The sequence below is a fragment of the Shewanella sp. GutCb genome (assembly GCF_002836135.1).
Lineage (GTDB): Bacteria > Pseudomonadota > Gammaproteobacteria > Enterobacterales > Shewanellaceae > Shewanella.
This window is the reverse complement of the sequence record NZ_PJBL01000025.1, coordinates 151,786-165,730: the sequence shown is the minus strand read 5'-3', so window position 1 is coordinate 165,730 and position 13,945 is coordinate 151,786. Positions and strand designations below refer to the sequence as shown.

The following is a 13,945-nucleotide window of genomic DNA, read 5'->3' as shown; positions in this document are numbered from 1 at the left end:
TGATACTGATACTTTTAGTTGTTTCTAGACCTTAGCCAAACAACCAAGCCTGCAATACCAAAGAGAAATGGCAACAAGAATAATATCACCACTACTTGGCGTTTTTGTTTGCTGGTTAAATCTAACCGTTCTACCTTTACTGCTTTTGAGCTAAGAAAAACCTGATAGTCTAATTCTGCTAGCCAATTAACAACATTAAGCCCCATCTGTGCATTACTGTACTGATTAATATAGATATTTGTCAAAAAGTCAGCATCAGTGAAAACAATCATCCGCGTGTTTGATGGCTTGCTGAGCTCTTTATCCTGCGCGCTAGGCTTAGCCGGATGCTCTTCAAGAACAACATAAGAGATGGGCACAGGGCCTGGAGTGTCGATACCCGGATCAAATTGAATATCTAAGTGTCGATTCGTTTCCGCCCAGCTTTGATCTTTCGATGTAGTCAAAGCGATAGCAGCAAGCTTAATATTCGGGCGACGCTGTTCTAACACTCGAATAGAGCGCGGCCGAACGTAAAAGGTGTAATCTAAACCTTCGGTAATGGCTTTGTGCTTTTGATAATTTTTCGTCGCTGGGCTGCCAACATCATTACCAATATGATTGGTTAAATCGACCACAACATCTGACTGAACGTTAAGCCCCCATTGATTGATAATGCCGTTTAATGACGGGTTTAGCTGTTGTTGCTCTGCTGTCAGTGGCTTATCGGGTGTGGTGACCAGTGTTTGCTCAATCAAAAATAATGCATTTCCACCAGACGACAAGTAATCAACGATTAACGTTTCTTCCTGCTGCGTGAGTTCCGTACGCGGCCCCGCAATAATTAACACATCACAATCCTCAGGGATCGACTGTGTGATGCCTAACATCAGCGGTTTACTTTGCATATTGTTATCGGCTAACAATTGCTTAAAGGTGGATAAGCCAAGATTATCTTCATTTGAAATCGAGTATTCACCATGGCCACTGAGAAAGTAAACTTGCCTTGGTGAACGACTAGCACGGGCAATGGTATTAGTCAGTTTTTCTTCCGTCAGCGGTTCATCAGTGAAATCAATATCTTTACGCACATCACCCGACTGTACGATAACTTTCCTTTCCTTGCCGCTGACCACATTACCAAATTTAGCCGCAAAAGAAATATTCTCAATCGGGTCGATTATTTTCGTGCTAATTAGACCTGCAGATAGTCGTTCGTATTCGTTAAACAGATCCTGTAAATATTTTGGCGGCATCCCCACATAAAATGCGGTTAATTCGACTTTGTGGGTTAACGAACTGATAAAATCGACAGTGTTTTTAGATAAGGTGTGTTGCTTGGCTTTTGTCACATCCCAGCGCATAGGAATGCTGTTAGCAGCATAATGACTGATACCAAGAAACGCTAAGCTCCCCATGACCATAGATAAAATAATGAAGACTTTTTTCCATCGTCCACGATTGGCAACGGATGCCACTTTCGTTGAGTTAGCGTCAGTGTTTCTTAGACTCTTGCTTAAAAGCAGCAAGCCAATAAATGAAATTGCGCCACTGAGCGTTAAGAAACTGGCGAGACTCAAGCTTAATAGGGCAAATTGGCCTTCAATATAAAATAACGATAATCCTACGGTGAAGACAAACACGGTTATCCCCACCAAGGCTGGGAATAATTTATTAAGCATCATGCTAATTTTATTTTTAAGCGTCATTTATTGCCACACCCTATGGTCAATACTTATACGGGTAAGTACTAAGCAAAGTAAAATTCCCGCTAAGTAATAGATAATATCACTGGCAGTGATCATGCCGATGGCAAAGTTTTCGAGGTGAGTACGCGTACTAAACTGGGTAACAAACGTTTCAGCAAAGCCGGTGACATATTTAGTAAAGGTGCTTGAAAAGTAAAGTATAAATAGAATTAAGTAAGAGGTCATTGCGGCAATTATTTGGTTGCGTGTCCATGAAGAGGTCAGTAAGCCGATGGCAATGAAGAGTGCTCCCTCTAACCAGATACCAATATAGCCTGACAAAATACTGTAAACATCGGGATCACCATAATATTCAACAATAAAATAGTAAACGCTTGTTAGAGCAATTAATAGCGAGTAAAAAACAAGCATACTTAAATACTTACCTAACACTATCATGGTCGGTGTTAGGGGGGATGTTAGTAAAAACTCCATCGTGCCGTTGGACTTTTCTTCTGCAAATAGCTTCATCGTGAGTAATGGAATTATGAAAATAAACATAAACTCCATCACTTGAAAAATATCACGTAATGATACTTCCCTATTTTGATCAATGATCATAAAGAAAAGCATATTAAACAAAGATAACGAAGCGATTAGAACGAGATAAGCAATAGGGCTACTAAAATAGCCATGCAGCTCTTTTTTGGTTAATGCGAGGACTTTATGCATCAGTAATCACCACCATTGTGCATTTGCGGCTGTTGATGATAATCAATAAAAATTTGTTCCAAGGTCGATGATTTAGACGGGCAATCTTGTGATGCCGATATATTGTTATTGCCTGTATCCACTCTATCTCTGCCTATCCCGTTTTTAAGCAATGTATCCAAGGATTCATCAACCACTAGTTGACCTGATTTAATCATCAAAATACGCTGTGCTATTTTTTCCATTTCAGGCAAGGTGTGCGTGCTCAACAATACCGTTCTTTGTTCTCGTTGGTTGCTTATAAGTGCTAATACTTGCTGAATTTGCATAGGATCTAGGCCACTTGTGGGTTCATCTAGAATAAGCAGTTTAGGCTCATGAATAATCGCTTGCGCAATCCCTACCCTTTGCTTATAGCCTTTAGATAATGTTGAAATCGTTTTTTGTTTTACCTGTTCTAAATCACACTCTTCTAGCACTTTAGCAATCTTAACCGCTTGTTTTTTGGACGGGACATCTTTTATCTCAGCGGCAAACTTCAAATATTGCAACACGGTCATGCTGGTGTACAAAGGCGGGGTTTCAGGGAGGTAGCCAATTTTCTGTCTGATCGTTAGAGAATGCTTAGTAATATTATCGCCATCAATAAAAATTCGGCCTGAGGATGGTGCAAGAAAAGAAGTAATAATACGCATCAAGGTTGTTTTTCCTGCGCCATTCTTTCCTAAAAAGCCGACGATATCACCTTGATTAATTTCAAAGCTAACATCATCTAGCGCTTGCAGGGCACCGAAGCTTTTACTGATATGTTCAACCGTTAGAATACTCACTCAATAGCCTTTTCATCGTGATTGTTAGAAACTGGATTTACATTGCCTTTTTGGGCTAATCGTCTTAATACCTGCCCGTACACCTACCGCCTGACTTTTGCCTATTCTCTTCATACCGAATGAGAATGAGCAAAACATAGCGATGCATTGAAAGAGACGGGGCGGGCTTTAATCACCATCACAGAAAAGCGATGGGCCAGTGTAGCACGAACAATATTTTTTAATTTTACAAACAATATCTTGCAGTCATTACTAAGTAAGCCGCCGTACTAATCGAGGGGCGCTGGAGGTAAATACCCACGAGCGTCTTTAACTAAATCACTCTTTCCCAACGTGCTGTCATTAAGCGCGTTGCCATAATTATCTCGACAATGAACGCAGGGACTCATTTTGTTCACGAAGCGGCCTTTTCGAGTGTACTTTCTTATATAAGCATGTGAAATTTTGACATTACCGCGATGTAATCCGATGGCATCGTCCAGCTTATGCCTCAAATCACTGACGGCTGCATCTTCAGCGCACATATTGTCACTGGCACAGCCCCAACCGATAACATCTTGGCTGGCATCGCTGTTTACATATCTAGCCGCGACCCAGGGACCACTGTGATCTCCCGTTGGCGTGCCATCGGGGAAATTGGAGGGCTTATTAGCCAACTGATATGAGAAAAGTTCAAGCGGATCTACAGGGGCTCTATCGCAGAGGGTGTCACGACTTAACGGGCGTCCCGTTGTCACAAAATAATGATGGTTGTGGCTGATTTTCAGATCGCAGTAATGGTGTGACCCTTCGATTTTATTGATGTGCGTTATCTCTGCTACCGCGCCACTGCAGGCTAAGATTTGGTCAGCCATCTTAAGATTGCTAGCCTCAACCCACTCCTGTGCAACAAGGTAAAAACGGTGCTCTTCTACCACAAACATCGACGTTTTTAATTCAGCAATAGTATATTCAATCTCGATCATATCTTGTACAAGGCTTCCAAATATTCATTCAATAGGGTTAAGTAAAACGGTTCGGTAAAATAAAGCACTATCGGCACAGGTGTCACTCTAGATATAGATTTTAATCATTTGCCTTAACGCCCAAAGCACAGGCATAAAGGCTGCGAGCAAGCAAACCACTCTTTCAGGAGGATAGCCCCTTTACTTGTTCAGCTTTATTTGTGGCACAACATTGCCTGCTTAGCTGCTGACAGAAGCTCTAGCTTTTACTCACTCATAGTGTTGCGCTATATTCTCCATAAATACCAGCAAGAGCACAACAAGAACAATAGTCACAACCGATATACTCAGCGGCAACGATTCCCCATTGGCACAGAGTCGCTGTCAATATGCCACCCTCTTCATCGCCAACAACTACAACTGCAACAAGAGTATTTCGACTTGCTAAAGGGGCTACTGCATCAATAAAAAGGATTGCTTCAACCACTTTGACTTAAGCTTGCTCAAGGCCGTTGTGTCTCATCATTGGGAGCGGTTTAGTTATGTCTTGTGAATTATTTCAACATGATCAGATAATGGGAAGTGATGAGCATAGGTAAATATTTATGATATTCAAGCGGTAAGCTCGTGCGGGCTGCACTGCATACACCATCAATAGATAATTTCATTTTAATGCTAAATCACGTAAACTACGCGCTGTTTTTTAAGTCTCTTTTTAGGTAAATCATGATCCGTTTAAACCAAGTAAAATTGCCTCTCGACCATAATGAAGATGCGCTGCAAGATATCGTATTGCAAAAGCTCTCTATCTCAGCGGAGCAGCTGGTTGACATACATGTGTTTAAGCGTGGCTACGATGCCCGAAAAAAGAATTTAATTTCCTTAATTTATACATTGGATGTGACATTAACCGATGTAGACGAAACGGCATTATTGGCCTCGCTTGAGGATGATCATAACATCCGTGTTTCGCCAGATACCGATTATAAATATGTTGCCAGTGCGCCAGAAGGATTAACGGAACGACCATTGGTGATTGGCATGGGCCCATGTGGCTTGTTTGTCGGACTTATGTTGGCGCAAATGGGCTTTAAGCCGATTATTTTAGAGCGCGGTAAGTCAGTACACGAACGTGCTAAAGATACTTTCCGTTTTTGGCGTACTAGTGAGCTAAACACCGAATCAAATGTGCAATTTGGAGAAGGTGGCGCAGGCACGTTCTCTGACGGTAAGTTATACAGCCAAGTCAAAGACCCTGGTTTTAAAGGCTTAAAAGTAAAACAAGAATTTGTCGCCGCTGGCGCACCCGCTGAAATTATTTATGTTAGCAAACCCCACATAGGTACCTTTAAATTGGTCACTATGGTGGAAAAAATGCGCAGAGAAATCATTCGATTGGGCGGTGAAGTTCGCTTTGAAACCCGTGTTGACGAAATCAATGTTAGCGATCGTCAAGTCACCGGTGTCACGCTTAGAAATGGCGAAGTATTGCATTCTAAGCATGTCATTGCTGCAATTGGTCACAGTGCTCGCGATACGTTCCAAATGTTGCATGACAAAGGCGTGTATATGCAGGCGCAGTCATTTTCAATAGGTTTCCGTATTGAACACAAACAAGAGATGATCGATAAAGACCGCTTTGGCACTAACGCAGGCCACCCAATGTTAGGCGCTGCAGATTACAAGTTAGTGCATCATTGTAAAAGTGGTCGCAGTGTATACAGCTTTTGTATGTGTCCTGGTGGTGTGGTTGTGGCAGCAACGTCAGAAGAACACGCTGTTGTTACCAATGGTATGAGTCAATACTCGCGTAGCGAACGTAATGCCAACAGCGCCATTGTGGTGGGGATTAATCCAAGTGATTTTGATAACGATCCATTGCAAGGTATTGCACTGCAGCGTCAATTAGAGCGCAATGCCTATGTTATGGGTGGCAGCAATTACGATGCCCCTGCACAAATGGTCGGTGACTTTTTAGCGGCAGGTAGTGGTAAGCCGTTTGAAAACGTAGTGCCCTCTTATAAGCCTAATGTAAAAATGACCGATTTAAGCGATGCGTTACCACAATTCGCTATTGATGCAATCCGTGAAGCACTGCCGGCGTTCGGTAAGAAAATTCGTGGGTTTGATAATAAAGATGCCATGTTAACCGGCGTTGAAACGCGTACCTCTTCACCAGTGCAAATAAAACGTGGTGCAGATTACCAGAGTATTAATACCAAAGGTTTGTACCCTGCAGGTGAAGGCGCTGGTTATGCTGGCGGGATTTTATCGGCGGGTATCGACGGCATCAGTATTGCTGAAGCCGTTGCATTAGACATGCTAAAAGAGATGGTGAATAGTTAATGTAGCCCAAAATAAAGAGCGCAGTAAAGCCAACATAAAACGCAGCTAATTAGCTGCGTTTTATAACGACATATAACTTAACCGTTTAAAGCCTTTTTTAGCTCTCTACTCGTCTTAGCTTTTGCAGCTCTTGCTTTACCGCGCCAGGAGACTGAGTTGAACGGCAAAGCAGTTTATACATCGTCGGTATCACCACTAAAGTCACCAGCGTTGAGAATCCCATGCCGAAAAAGACCACCACTCCGACAGAGACTCGACTTTCAGCGCCTGCACCACTGGATAGCAATAACGGTAAAGCCCCCGCTAACGTGGTAAAGGCGGTCATCATGATAGGTCGTAGTCGTCGGCTAGCACCGTCGATAATAGCATCATCGAATGACGCTCCTTTATCCCTTAATTGACCAATAAATTCGACAATAAGAATACCGTTTTTGGTTACCATACCAATTAGCATGATGATGCCAATCTGGCTGTAAATATTAATGCTTTCTCCCATTAACCAAATACCTAACACTGCACCAAATAATCCCGTCGGCACCGTCAACATCACCACGAAGGGATTAATAAAACTCTCAAACTGTGCTGCCATCACTAAATATGCGACTAGCAGTGCTAATACAAAGATAATAAAGGTACTGCTTTGATTGTCGAGAAACTCTTTAGATTCACCTGCGTAACTAAAGCTAATATTTTGCGGCAATACCGTGATAGCAACTTGTTCAAGACTGCTTAACGCTTCTCCTAGCGTTGCCCCTTCGACTAAGTTAGCTCTGACGACAACGGATTTGCGCTTGCTGATGTGGGTCAGTTTTTGCGCCGAGGCGACTCGATTAACCTTGCAGAATGTATCTACCGACACGAGATCGCCCGAGGCGGTGCGCATAAAAATACTGGTTAAGTCACTGCTCGAGTTAAACTGCGCTTCATCACCTCGTACAAAAACATCGTACTCTTCACCGTTTTCTACATAGGTCGTTTCTGTCTTGCCACCTAACATTACATTAAGCGTATCAGACACTTCAGACACGCTGATCCCGAGTTCAGCAGCACGTCTGCGGTCAACTTTTACCACCATTTCGGGAGTTTTCTCTGAATAGTCGACTAAAGACCCCGTCATCAATGGACTTTCATCCATCTTAGATTGCATCACTTTAGCCCACTTATTAAGCTCGCTGTAATCGCTACCGCTAAGGGCTATTTGCACAGGCTCTTTTGAACCGCCTTTAAAGCCTGGAAGTTTAGGTCTAATTCTGATGTCTGGAATGCCAGCCAGTTGCAACTTCACTTTTTTCAAAATGGTTTGTGCATTTTCATCACGCAGATCCCAATCTTTCAATTGCAGAATGGCTAAACCATATTGGTCACCATTTTTACCGCCAGAGATCGGGGTTTGTATGCTTAAGGACTTCAGGCTGCCATTTTTCAACATCGCCATAAGCCGCGTTTCAACTTTTTGCATATTCTCTGACATACGCGAAAAACTGGTCCCTTCTGCGCCATTAACCTTAACCATTATGACGCCTCGATCTTCTTGTGGCATAAGCTGAGAAGAAAGCTGAGTCACGACAAAGTAACTGCCAGCTAAACAAGCGATGATAATCGCTGGCGCAACAAAACGGTACTTAAGGCTCAGTGTTAGCAGTTGTCGATAGCGAGTTTCGAGTGCACCGAGTAAGCGTTCAACGTAGGTATTAATGGCGTTGTGTTTTTGCTTTTTAGTGAGTAATTTGGCTCCGAGCACCGGGGTCAACGTCAATGCGATGAGCGTCGAGAACATCACCGAGACCGCTATCATCACCGAAAATTCGGTAAACAAACGCCCTATCATGCCGTCCATCATCGCGATGGGCAGAAACACCATCACCAGTACAAACGTGGTCGCCAGTACTGCAAAGCCCACTTCCCGAGTACCTTCAAAGGCTGCTAGCAGCGGTGGCTTCCCTCGTTGAATATGATGATAAATATTCTCAACCACCACAATCGCATCATCGACCACCAGCCCAATAGCCAAGATAAGTGCCAGCAAGGTTAACAGGTTGATGGTAAAGCCTAAGTAACTTGCGAAGATAAACGTTGCGATAAGGGAAACCGGTACTGTTACTGCAGGGATTAATGTTGCTCTTGCTTGACCAATAAAGAGATACAGCACCAAGATAACCAGGGCGCAGGTCATGAACAGGGTTTTATAGACCTCACTTATTGAGCGGTCGATAAAGACGGTGGCGTCATAATCCACCACCACTTGCGCGCCTTTGGGCAGAAACTGTTGGATTTTATCCACTTCAGCATGAATGCGGCTAGAGAGCTCGAGTGGATTTGCATCGGCCTGTGGAACAATCGCTAAACTGACACTGGAGACGCCATTACTCCTGTAACTTGAGTTTTCACTTTCAGCTTGTAGCTTAACCTCTGCCACTTGATTCAGATAAATGGCCACTCCCGTTGCCGATTTCCCAATCACTAAATACCTAAAATCCCTTTCGGCATCGTAGCGCCGCTCTGTGCGCACTGGCATAACAATCGAATTGTTTCTTATCTCGCCAGCGGGACTCTCTAAGTTTTCAGCCCGTAACGCGCTAAGAATATCGGTAGTCGTGACTTTATGGCCAGCCATTTTCTCAGAGTTAAGCTTTATAAACATGACTTTATATAAGCCACCAGCAACATCAACGGCACTTACGCCACTAATAATGTTGAATCTACCTTCAATGTTTTGGCTGACATAATCGGTAAGCTGAGTGCGATTCATCGCTGATGAACTCACATTAATATATAACGCTGGCTCCCCGGTGCCATCGTCTTTCGATACCGTTGGCTCATCGGCGTCATCGGGTAATGATCCTTTCGCTCTGGAAATAGCATCTCGAATGTCACTGACGCTGTCATTAATATTAGCACCCGTTTCAAATTCGACGGTGATGCTGGATGCACCATTTTTACTGACCGAAGTGATGTCTTTAACACCGCTAATCCCGGTTAACTGAGCCTCTATTTTAGCGGTCACTTGGCTTTCAATAATGACCGCTGATGCCCCTTTGTATTTAGTGCTTATCGTTGCTATGGGACTCACCATATTGGGCATTTCAGTGACTGGAAGCTTAAAAAAAGCCACTATGCCAAAGAGTGTTAATAAAATACTTAACACTATTGCGATAACAGGACGCTCTACACTGGTATCTGAAATCAACATTATTGGGCAGCCTCACGACTAAAAGCAGGCGCTTCTTTGACGACATCCTTATCACTAATATTCACCAGCCCCTCAATAACAATGCGTTGCCCAGATGCTAACCCTTCACTCACCACCACTTGCTCGGCTATCTGTTCCCCGAGTACGACTTCAGTTTGATGGGCTCGCCAGTTTTCATCGATAACATAGACAAATGTTTTCTCACCGGCATATTCAATTGCTTGCAATGGCACAACGGTATAACTCGATGCTCGGAATTTAAGCTTCGCATGTGCCAACATGCCGGGTTTGAGTTTACGGTCCACATTGGTAATGCCGACGCGTATTTTTATATCAAGGCTTTGTGGTTGCACTCGAGAGTCAATGGCTGCTACTTTCCCTTCAAAAACATCTTCCCCCCAAGCACTGACTTTGGTGGTGATAGTTTGCCCTTTGGCCAGTTTTGAAATGTACTTTTCAGGAATATTCAAATCAAGCTGCATTAACGCGGTATTGTCCAACGTCATAACCGGGGTATCTTTGATGAGCCTTTGCCCTTGAGTAATATTAACCAAACCCAAAACCCCTGATATTGGCGCCAATATACGATGATAATCGTAATTCACTTTTGCGGCATTCATCCTTGCTTGAGCAATATCAACGCTTACCTGCTGACTTTCTCTAATCGTGGCACTAACACCGCCTTTTGCACCAAGTTGTTTAAACTCTTTTAGCTTACGGCTTTCATCTTTAAGATAAGCCTGCGCCTCTTCTAATTCGGCTTTAGCTTGACGATCAATCAATGTAAATAGCAGGTCTCCTTTTTGTACTTGCTGGCTATCGGTCACCTTTATTTCGGCAACACGGCCATCAACCTCTGAAGCGATAATCACTGACTCTTTTGCCACCAGCGTGCCCACAAGTTTTATAGGTGTACTCATACTTTGAACTTCGACCAACGCGCTCGATACAAATATTGATTTATCTTTAGCCTTATCGACTTTGGCGCTATCACAACCTACAGCGAGCATTAACAATATTAAGGTTAACGATGCTTTTTTCATAAAATTAAAATCCATGATAATGATGTTTTAAATGACCCGTCAGCAAAGGTCGACGCGAAAGTCTAAATAAGGTTTGTATTCATGTCTTGGCGTTTTACACTTCATTACACTCCTTTGTAATACTTTTAGAATAGCTGACGTTTATTTTTTAGTCTTTTTCACTAGGTAAACACAATAACCTCAATGTTCGATGGGCGGTTAAAAAGCAAGATTAAAACGTTCAAACTGATAATTTCAACCCACTGATTCACCACTGGATCTCACCGAAAAATGCGCTTCAGCCGCGTTAACAGTCCGGCCATATCGCCGTGGATAGAGAGCCTTGAACTCGCTCAACCCGCTCATCTAGCAACATTCACGACGATTAAGTGTTAACTAGTTAACAATAATGAACATTCATTACATGCAAGTCTTCTTATTTACACCCTTCAGGCAGGCTAATTAGTAAATACTATCAATAGGTTACATTAGTAAAGATAATTATAATCATCAGAACCTATATTCTGGTGAACTTTAGTTATCTATAAATTAGTCGACCCATGCTGGAAAATATTAGCCGTAACTTTATCTTGATTCTATTTGAGTAGATGCCAGCACTCATAAGCAGGCGGTACCCAAATAGATGCAGCATATAATTGGTAATATAGTGGGATTGATTAAATGTCTAAAAAAATAAGAAAATATAATGTACTTGCAGCTATCGTCGCCGCAGTCATTTTAGTGGGTTGTAATGATGGTAATGATGGTGCGCCAGGAGAAGATGGGCCACCCAGTAGTGGTAATACCGTATCTACTGCAGCAAGTTTAACCGTGACGATGTCACAACCAACCTTCGAAGCAGATAAACTGACTTTCACTTTTACAGCTGAAGACCAAAACGGCAGAGCATTAGTTGGCATAACTGATGTCCGCACCACCCTCGCTAAACTCATTCCAGATGAAGACGGTTACACAACAGACTGGAGCAGCTATCTGCGCAAGGCTACCGATATTGATAGTGCACAGTATCCTGATGCGAGTAATGTCAGCTTACCCTCTGCCGACAAAGGTGAATTGATTGACAATATGGATGGTAGCTATCAATACACGTTCGCAACCGATGTATTGAGCACAACCGATCCAATATCTGGAGAAGCTATAGCGTGGCAAGAAGCGCTGACTCATCGAATCGGTTTAGAAGTTCGAAAGTCTGACAATTATCCAGTGGCTAACACTACACTTGACTGGGTACCAGCAGGTGGAGACGTCAGTGAGTCTCGCCAGATTGTGGCCATTGAAAGCTGTAATAGCTGCCACACTGAGCTTGCATTCCACGGTGGCAATAGAATTGATACCGACAACTGCGTGACTTGTCACAACCCAGACGCGAACGACCCTATCAGCGGTGAAAGTTTAGATTTAAAAGTCATGGCGCATAAAATACACCAAGGTATTGATCTGCCGACGCTAGCTGAAGTGGGTAACAAGTACAGCCTATTTACTCGCAACGGCGACAAAGAAACCATTTTTGCAGAAAACGATGGTCTCTGGGTGTTAAATAACAAAGGGACTATTGACGGTATTAACTACCCACAAGACATCCGTAACTGTACAGGCTGCCATGCAGATGATGCTGATTTAGTGTCGAACCCTGATCTTCAAGGTGTCATTACCTCTGAAGGCGGTAACTGGAAGAGTATTCCTACCGTTGCAACCTGTTCATCTTGCCACGATAACATTGCCTTTAATGAAGCGATGTTAACGGCTAAGCCAAACAGCGAAAAACACATCATGTTCCCAGCTGAAAATGACACTTGTTTATCTTGTCATGGTGAAGGCGCTGGGATGTCTGTTGAGAATGTTCATACGTTAGCAGCGCTAGGTAAGAAAGCAGCGGGTATTGATTATGGGGTGAAGTTTGAAGTCACCCATCTAACCGCAAGTAGCGCAACCGCCTACGATGTGCATGTTCGCGTCACTAAAGACGGCAATGGTATTTCGCTAACGGATGAGTTCCTGCAGTATAAAAATAGCGTTCGTCTGCTACTAAACTGGGACAACGGCGCTGGTTTTGAAACTCATGTTGCGAAGAACACGCCCAACTCTTTTGAGTTAGATAAAAACCCACTTTGCCAAGCAGGCGCAACGACTGGCGACATTATTTGCCAGTGGGATACTGCACTAGACTCGAATATTAACCAGGGTGAAGCACTCACTAGCGGCGATATTCTCACGACGTTCATCTCTTCTGGAGTGTGTGTCGATAGTCGTAATGAATTGGTCAACTGTGAAGACAATAGAGCACTAGAGAAAATCTCAACACCTTCGACGGTGATCAATAATTTCTTTGATGCCGCAACATTAACTTATAATCCTGATTTTGAAGTTAAATTTGGTGCTAACTTTAACAAGTGTGATTCGTGCCATGAACAAGTTATTCAGCATGACAGCCGTCGTTCAGATGACCCGTCGCAATGTAAAGCTTGCCATAACTCAAATCGATTCACTCGTTCACCAGCAGATTCTCCACGGACTGGTGGTTCTAGTGATTTGAAGTTTGAAGTACACAAAATCCACTCAAACTTTCGCTTTGTTAATGCCGAGAATGACTTTGATATGGTAGGACGTAACGAGTTCTACTCTGCACCTATCAGCGATTGTGCTCAGTGCCATGATGATAATCAAATTGATTTACCTTTGACACAAAACAGCAGAGCTTCAATCACACGAGCACCAACAACCTCACTCAGTGACGGTAACAACCTCGTGCGCGACGGTGCGGTATACACCAGCCCTATCGCTCTTGTATGTACCTCTTGTCATCTAAGTGTCGGTCCAGGACTTATCGGTTCAGACGGTAAAGTGGTACTCGATGCCAATGGTACCACTCTGCTAACGCGAGATTTAAGCAGCAATGGCCCTGGTTATGATAATGGCGAATTTCCACAAGTCCCGGTCACGATTACCGCGGCAGAGCAAAGCATGCTGAACCACATGATCTTATCTGGCGGCGCAGTATTTGGAGCAACGTCAGCAGCGCAAGCTACTGGCACTGAGTCTTGCTCAACCTGTCACTCTATCGGTAGCGCATCAGGCGTTGATAAAGTGCACGGCCAAATACACTAATGATCATCTAATCGTTAGCGAACTAAGGCTGTAAAAATAAAGTCAGTATCGAATGTTCCTGTTGAAAGTACTGACTGATACAAAAAAGGCGAGCACTGTCATTAGTGCT

Annotated in this window: 9 protein-coding genes; 2 read left to right on the top strand and 7 right to left on the bottom strand. The window is 43.3% G+C overall.

Translation table 11 applies throughout. The annotated features are described in order from the left end of the window. Positions 1-14 precede the first annotated feature (14 nt). The 5 genes from CXF86_RS15050 to CXF86_RS15030 form a co-directional block, all read right to left on the bottom strand. The gene (locus CXF86_RS15050) at positions 15-1,688 is read right to left on the bottom strand and encodes a GldG family protein (protein ID WP_257985377.1); all 1,674 of its coding nucleotides are present in this window, start codon (positions 1,686-1,688) and stop codon (positions 15-17) included. Next, positions 1,689-2,399 (bottom strand): ABC transporter permease, encoded by a 711-nt coding sequence (locus tag CXF86_RS15045; protein WP_101092845.1) that lies wholly within the window; start codon positions 2,397-2,399, stop codon positions 1,689-1,691. It abuts the gene before it with no gap. Beyond that, positions 2,399-3,208 (bottom strand): ABC transporter ATP-binding protein, encoded by an 810-nt coding sequence (locus tag CXF86_RS15040; protein WP_232775077.1) that lies wholly within the window; start codon positions 3,206-3,208, stop codon positions 2,399-2,401. Before CXF86_RS15040 ends, CXF86_RS15045 begins: the two co-directional genes overlap by 1 nt. A gap of 269 nt (positions 3,209-3,477) precedes the next feature. Continuing rightward, positions 3,478-4,173 carry a hypothetical protein gene (locus tag CXF86_RS15035; protein ID WP_102039380.1) on the bottom strand — a complete coding sequence of 232 codons (696 nt, stop codon included), beginning with the start codon at positions 4,171-4,173 and terminating at the stop codon, positions 3,478-3,480. A gap of 253 nt (positions 4,174-4,426) precedes the next feature. Next, the gene (locus tag CXF86_RS15030; RefSeq protein ID WP_102039379.1) at positions 4,427-4,639 is read right to left on the bottom strand and encodes a hypothetical protein; all 213 of its coding nucleotides are present in this window, start codon (positions 4,637-4,639) and stop codon (positions 4,427-4,429) included. A gap of 239 nt (positions 4,640-4,878) precedes the next feature. On the opposite strand from CXF86_RS15030, the gene CXF86_RS15025 reads away from it, so the two are divergent. Continuing rightward, the gene (locus CXF86_RS15025; protein WP_102039378.1) at positions 4,879-6,498 is read left to right on the top strand and encodes an NAD(P)/FAD-dependent oxidoreductase; all 1,620 of its coding nucleotides are present in this window, start codon (positions 4,879-4,881) and stop codon (positions 6,496-6,498) included. Positions 6,499-6,595: 97 nt separating this feature from the next. On the opposite strand, the gene CXF86_RS15020 is transcribed toward CXF86_RS15025, so the two are convergent. Then, on the bottom strand, positions 6,596-9,688 hold the full coding sequence (locus tag CXF86_RS15020; RefSeq protein WP_102039377.1) for an efflux RND transporter permease subunit: 3,093 nt from the start codon (positions 9,686-9,688) through the stop codon (positions 6,596-6,598). Then, positions 9,688-10,731 carry an efflux RND transporter periplasmic adaptor subunit gene (locus CXF86_RS15015; RefSeq protein ID WP_180961079.1) on the bottom strand — a complete coding sequence of 348 codons (1,044 nt, stop codon included), beginning with the start codon at positions 10,729-10,731 and terminating at the stop codon, positions 9,688-9,690. The genes CXF86_RS15020 and CXF86_RS15015 overlap by 1 nt, the downstream gene beginning before the upstream one ends. A gap of 660 nt (positions 10,732-11,391) precedes the next feature. On the opposite strand from CXF86_RS15015, the gene CXF86_RS15010 reads away from it, so the two are divergent. Beyond that, the gene (locus tag CXF86_RS15010) at positions 11,392-13,836 is read left to right on the top strand and encodes an OmcA/MtrC family decaheme c-type cytochrome (protein ID WP_102039375.1); all 2,445 of its coding nucleotides are present in this window, start codon (positions 11,392-11,394) and stop codon (positions 13,834-13,836) included. The last annotated feature ends 109 nt before the right edge of the window (positions 13,837-13,945 follow it).

Excerpts from the sequence above, each read along its gene's own strand:
- CXF86_RS15050 (WP_257985377.1), bottom strand. The coding sequence starts at position 1,688 with ATGACGCTTAAAAATAAAATTAGCATGATGCTTAATAAATTATTCCCA.
- CXF86_RS15045 (WP_101092845.1), bottom strand. The coding sequence starts at position 2,399 with ATGCATAAAGTCCTCGCATTAACCAAAAAAGAGCTGCATGGCTATTTT.
- CXF86_RS15035 (WP_102039380.1), bottom strand. The coding sequence starts at position 4,173 with ATGATCGAGATTGAATATACTATTGCTGAATTAAAAACGTCGATGTTT.
- CXF86_RS15025 (WP_102039378.1), top strand. The coding sequence starts at position 4,879 with ATGATCCGTTTAAACCAAGTAAAATTGCCTCTCGACCATAATGAAGAT.
- CXF86_RS15020 (WP_102039377.1), bottom strand. The coding sequence starts at position 9,688 with ATGTTGATTTCAGATACCAGTGTAGAGCGTCCTGTTATCGCAATAGTG.
- CXF86_RS15015 (WP_180961079.1), bottom strand. The coding sequence starts at position 10,731 with ATGAAAAAAGCATCGTTAACCTTAATATTGTTAATGCTCGCTGTAGGT.
- CXF86_RS15010 (WP_102039375.1), top strand. The coding sequence starts at position 11,392 with ATGTCTAAAAAAATAAGAAAATATAATGTACTTGCAGCTATCGTCGCC.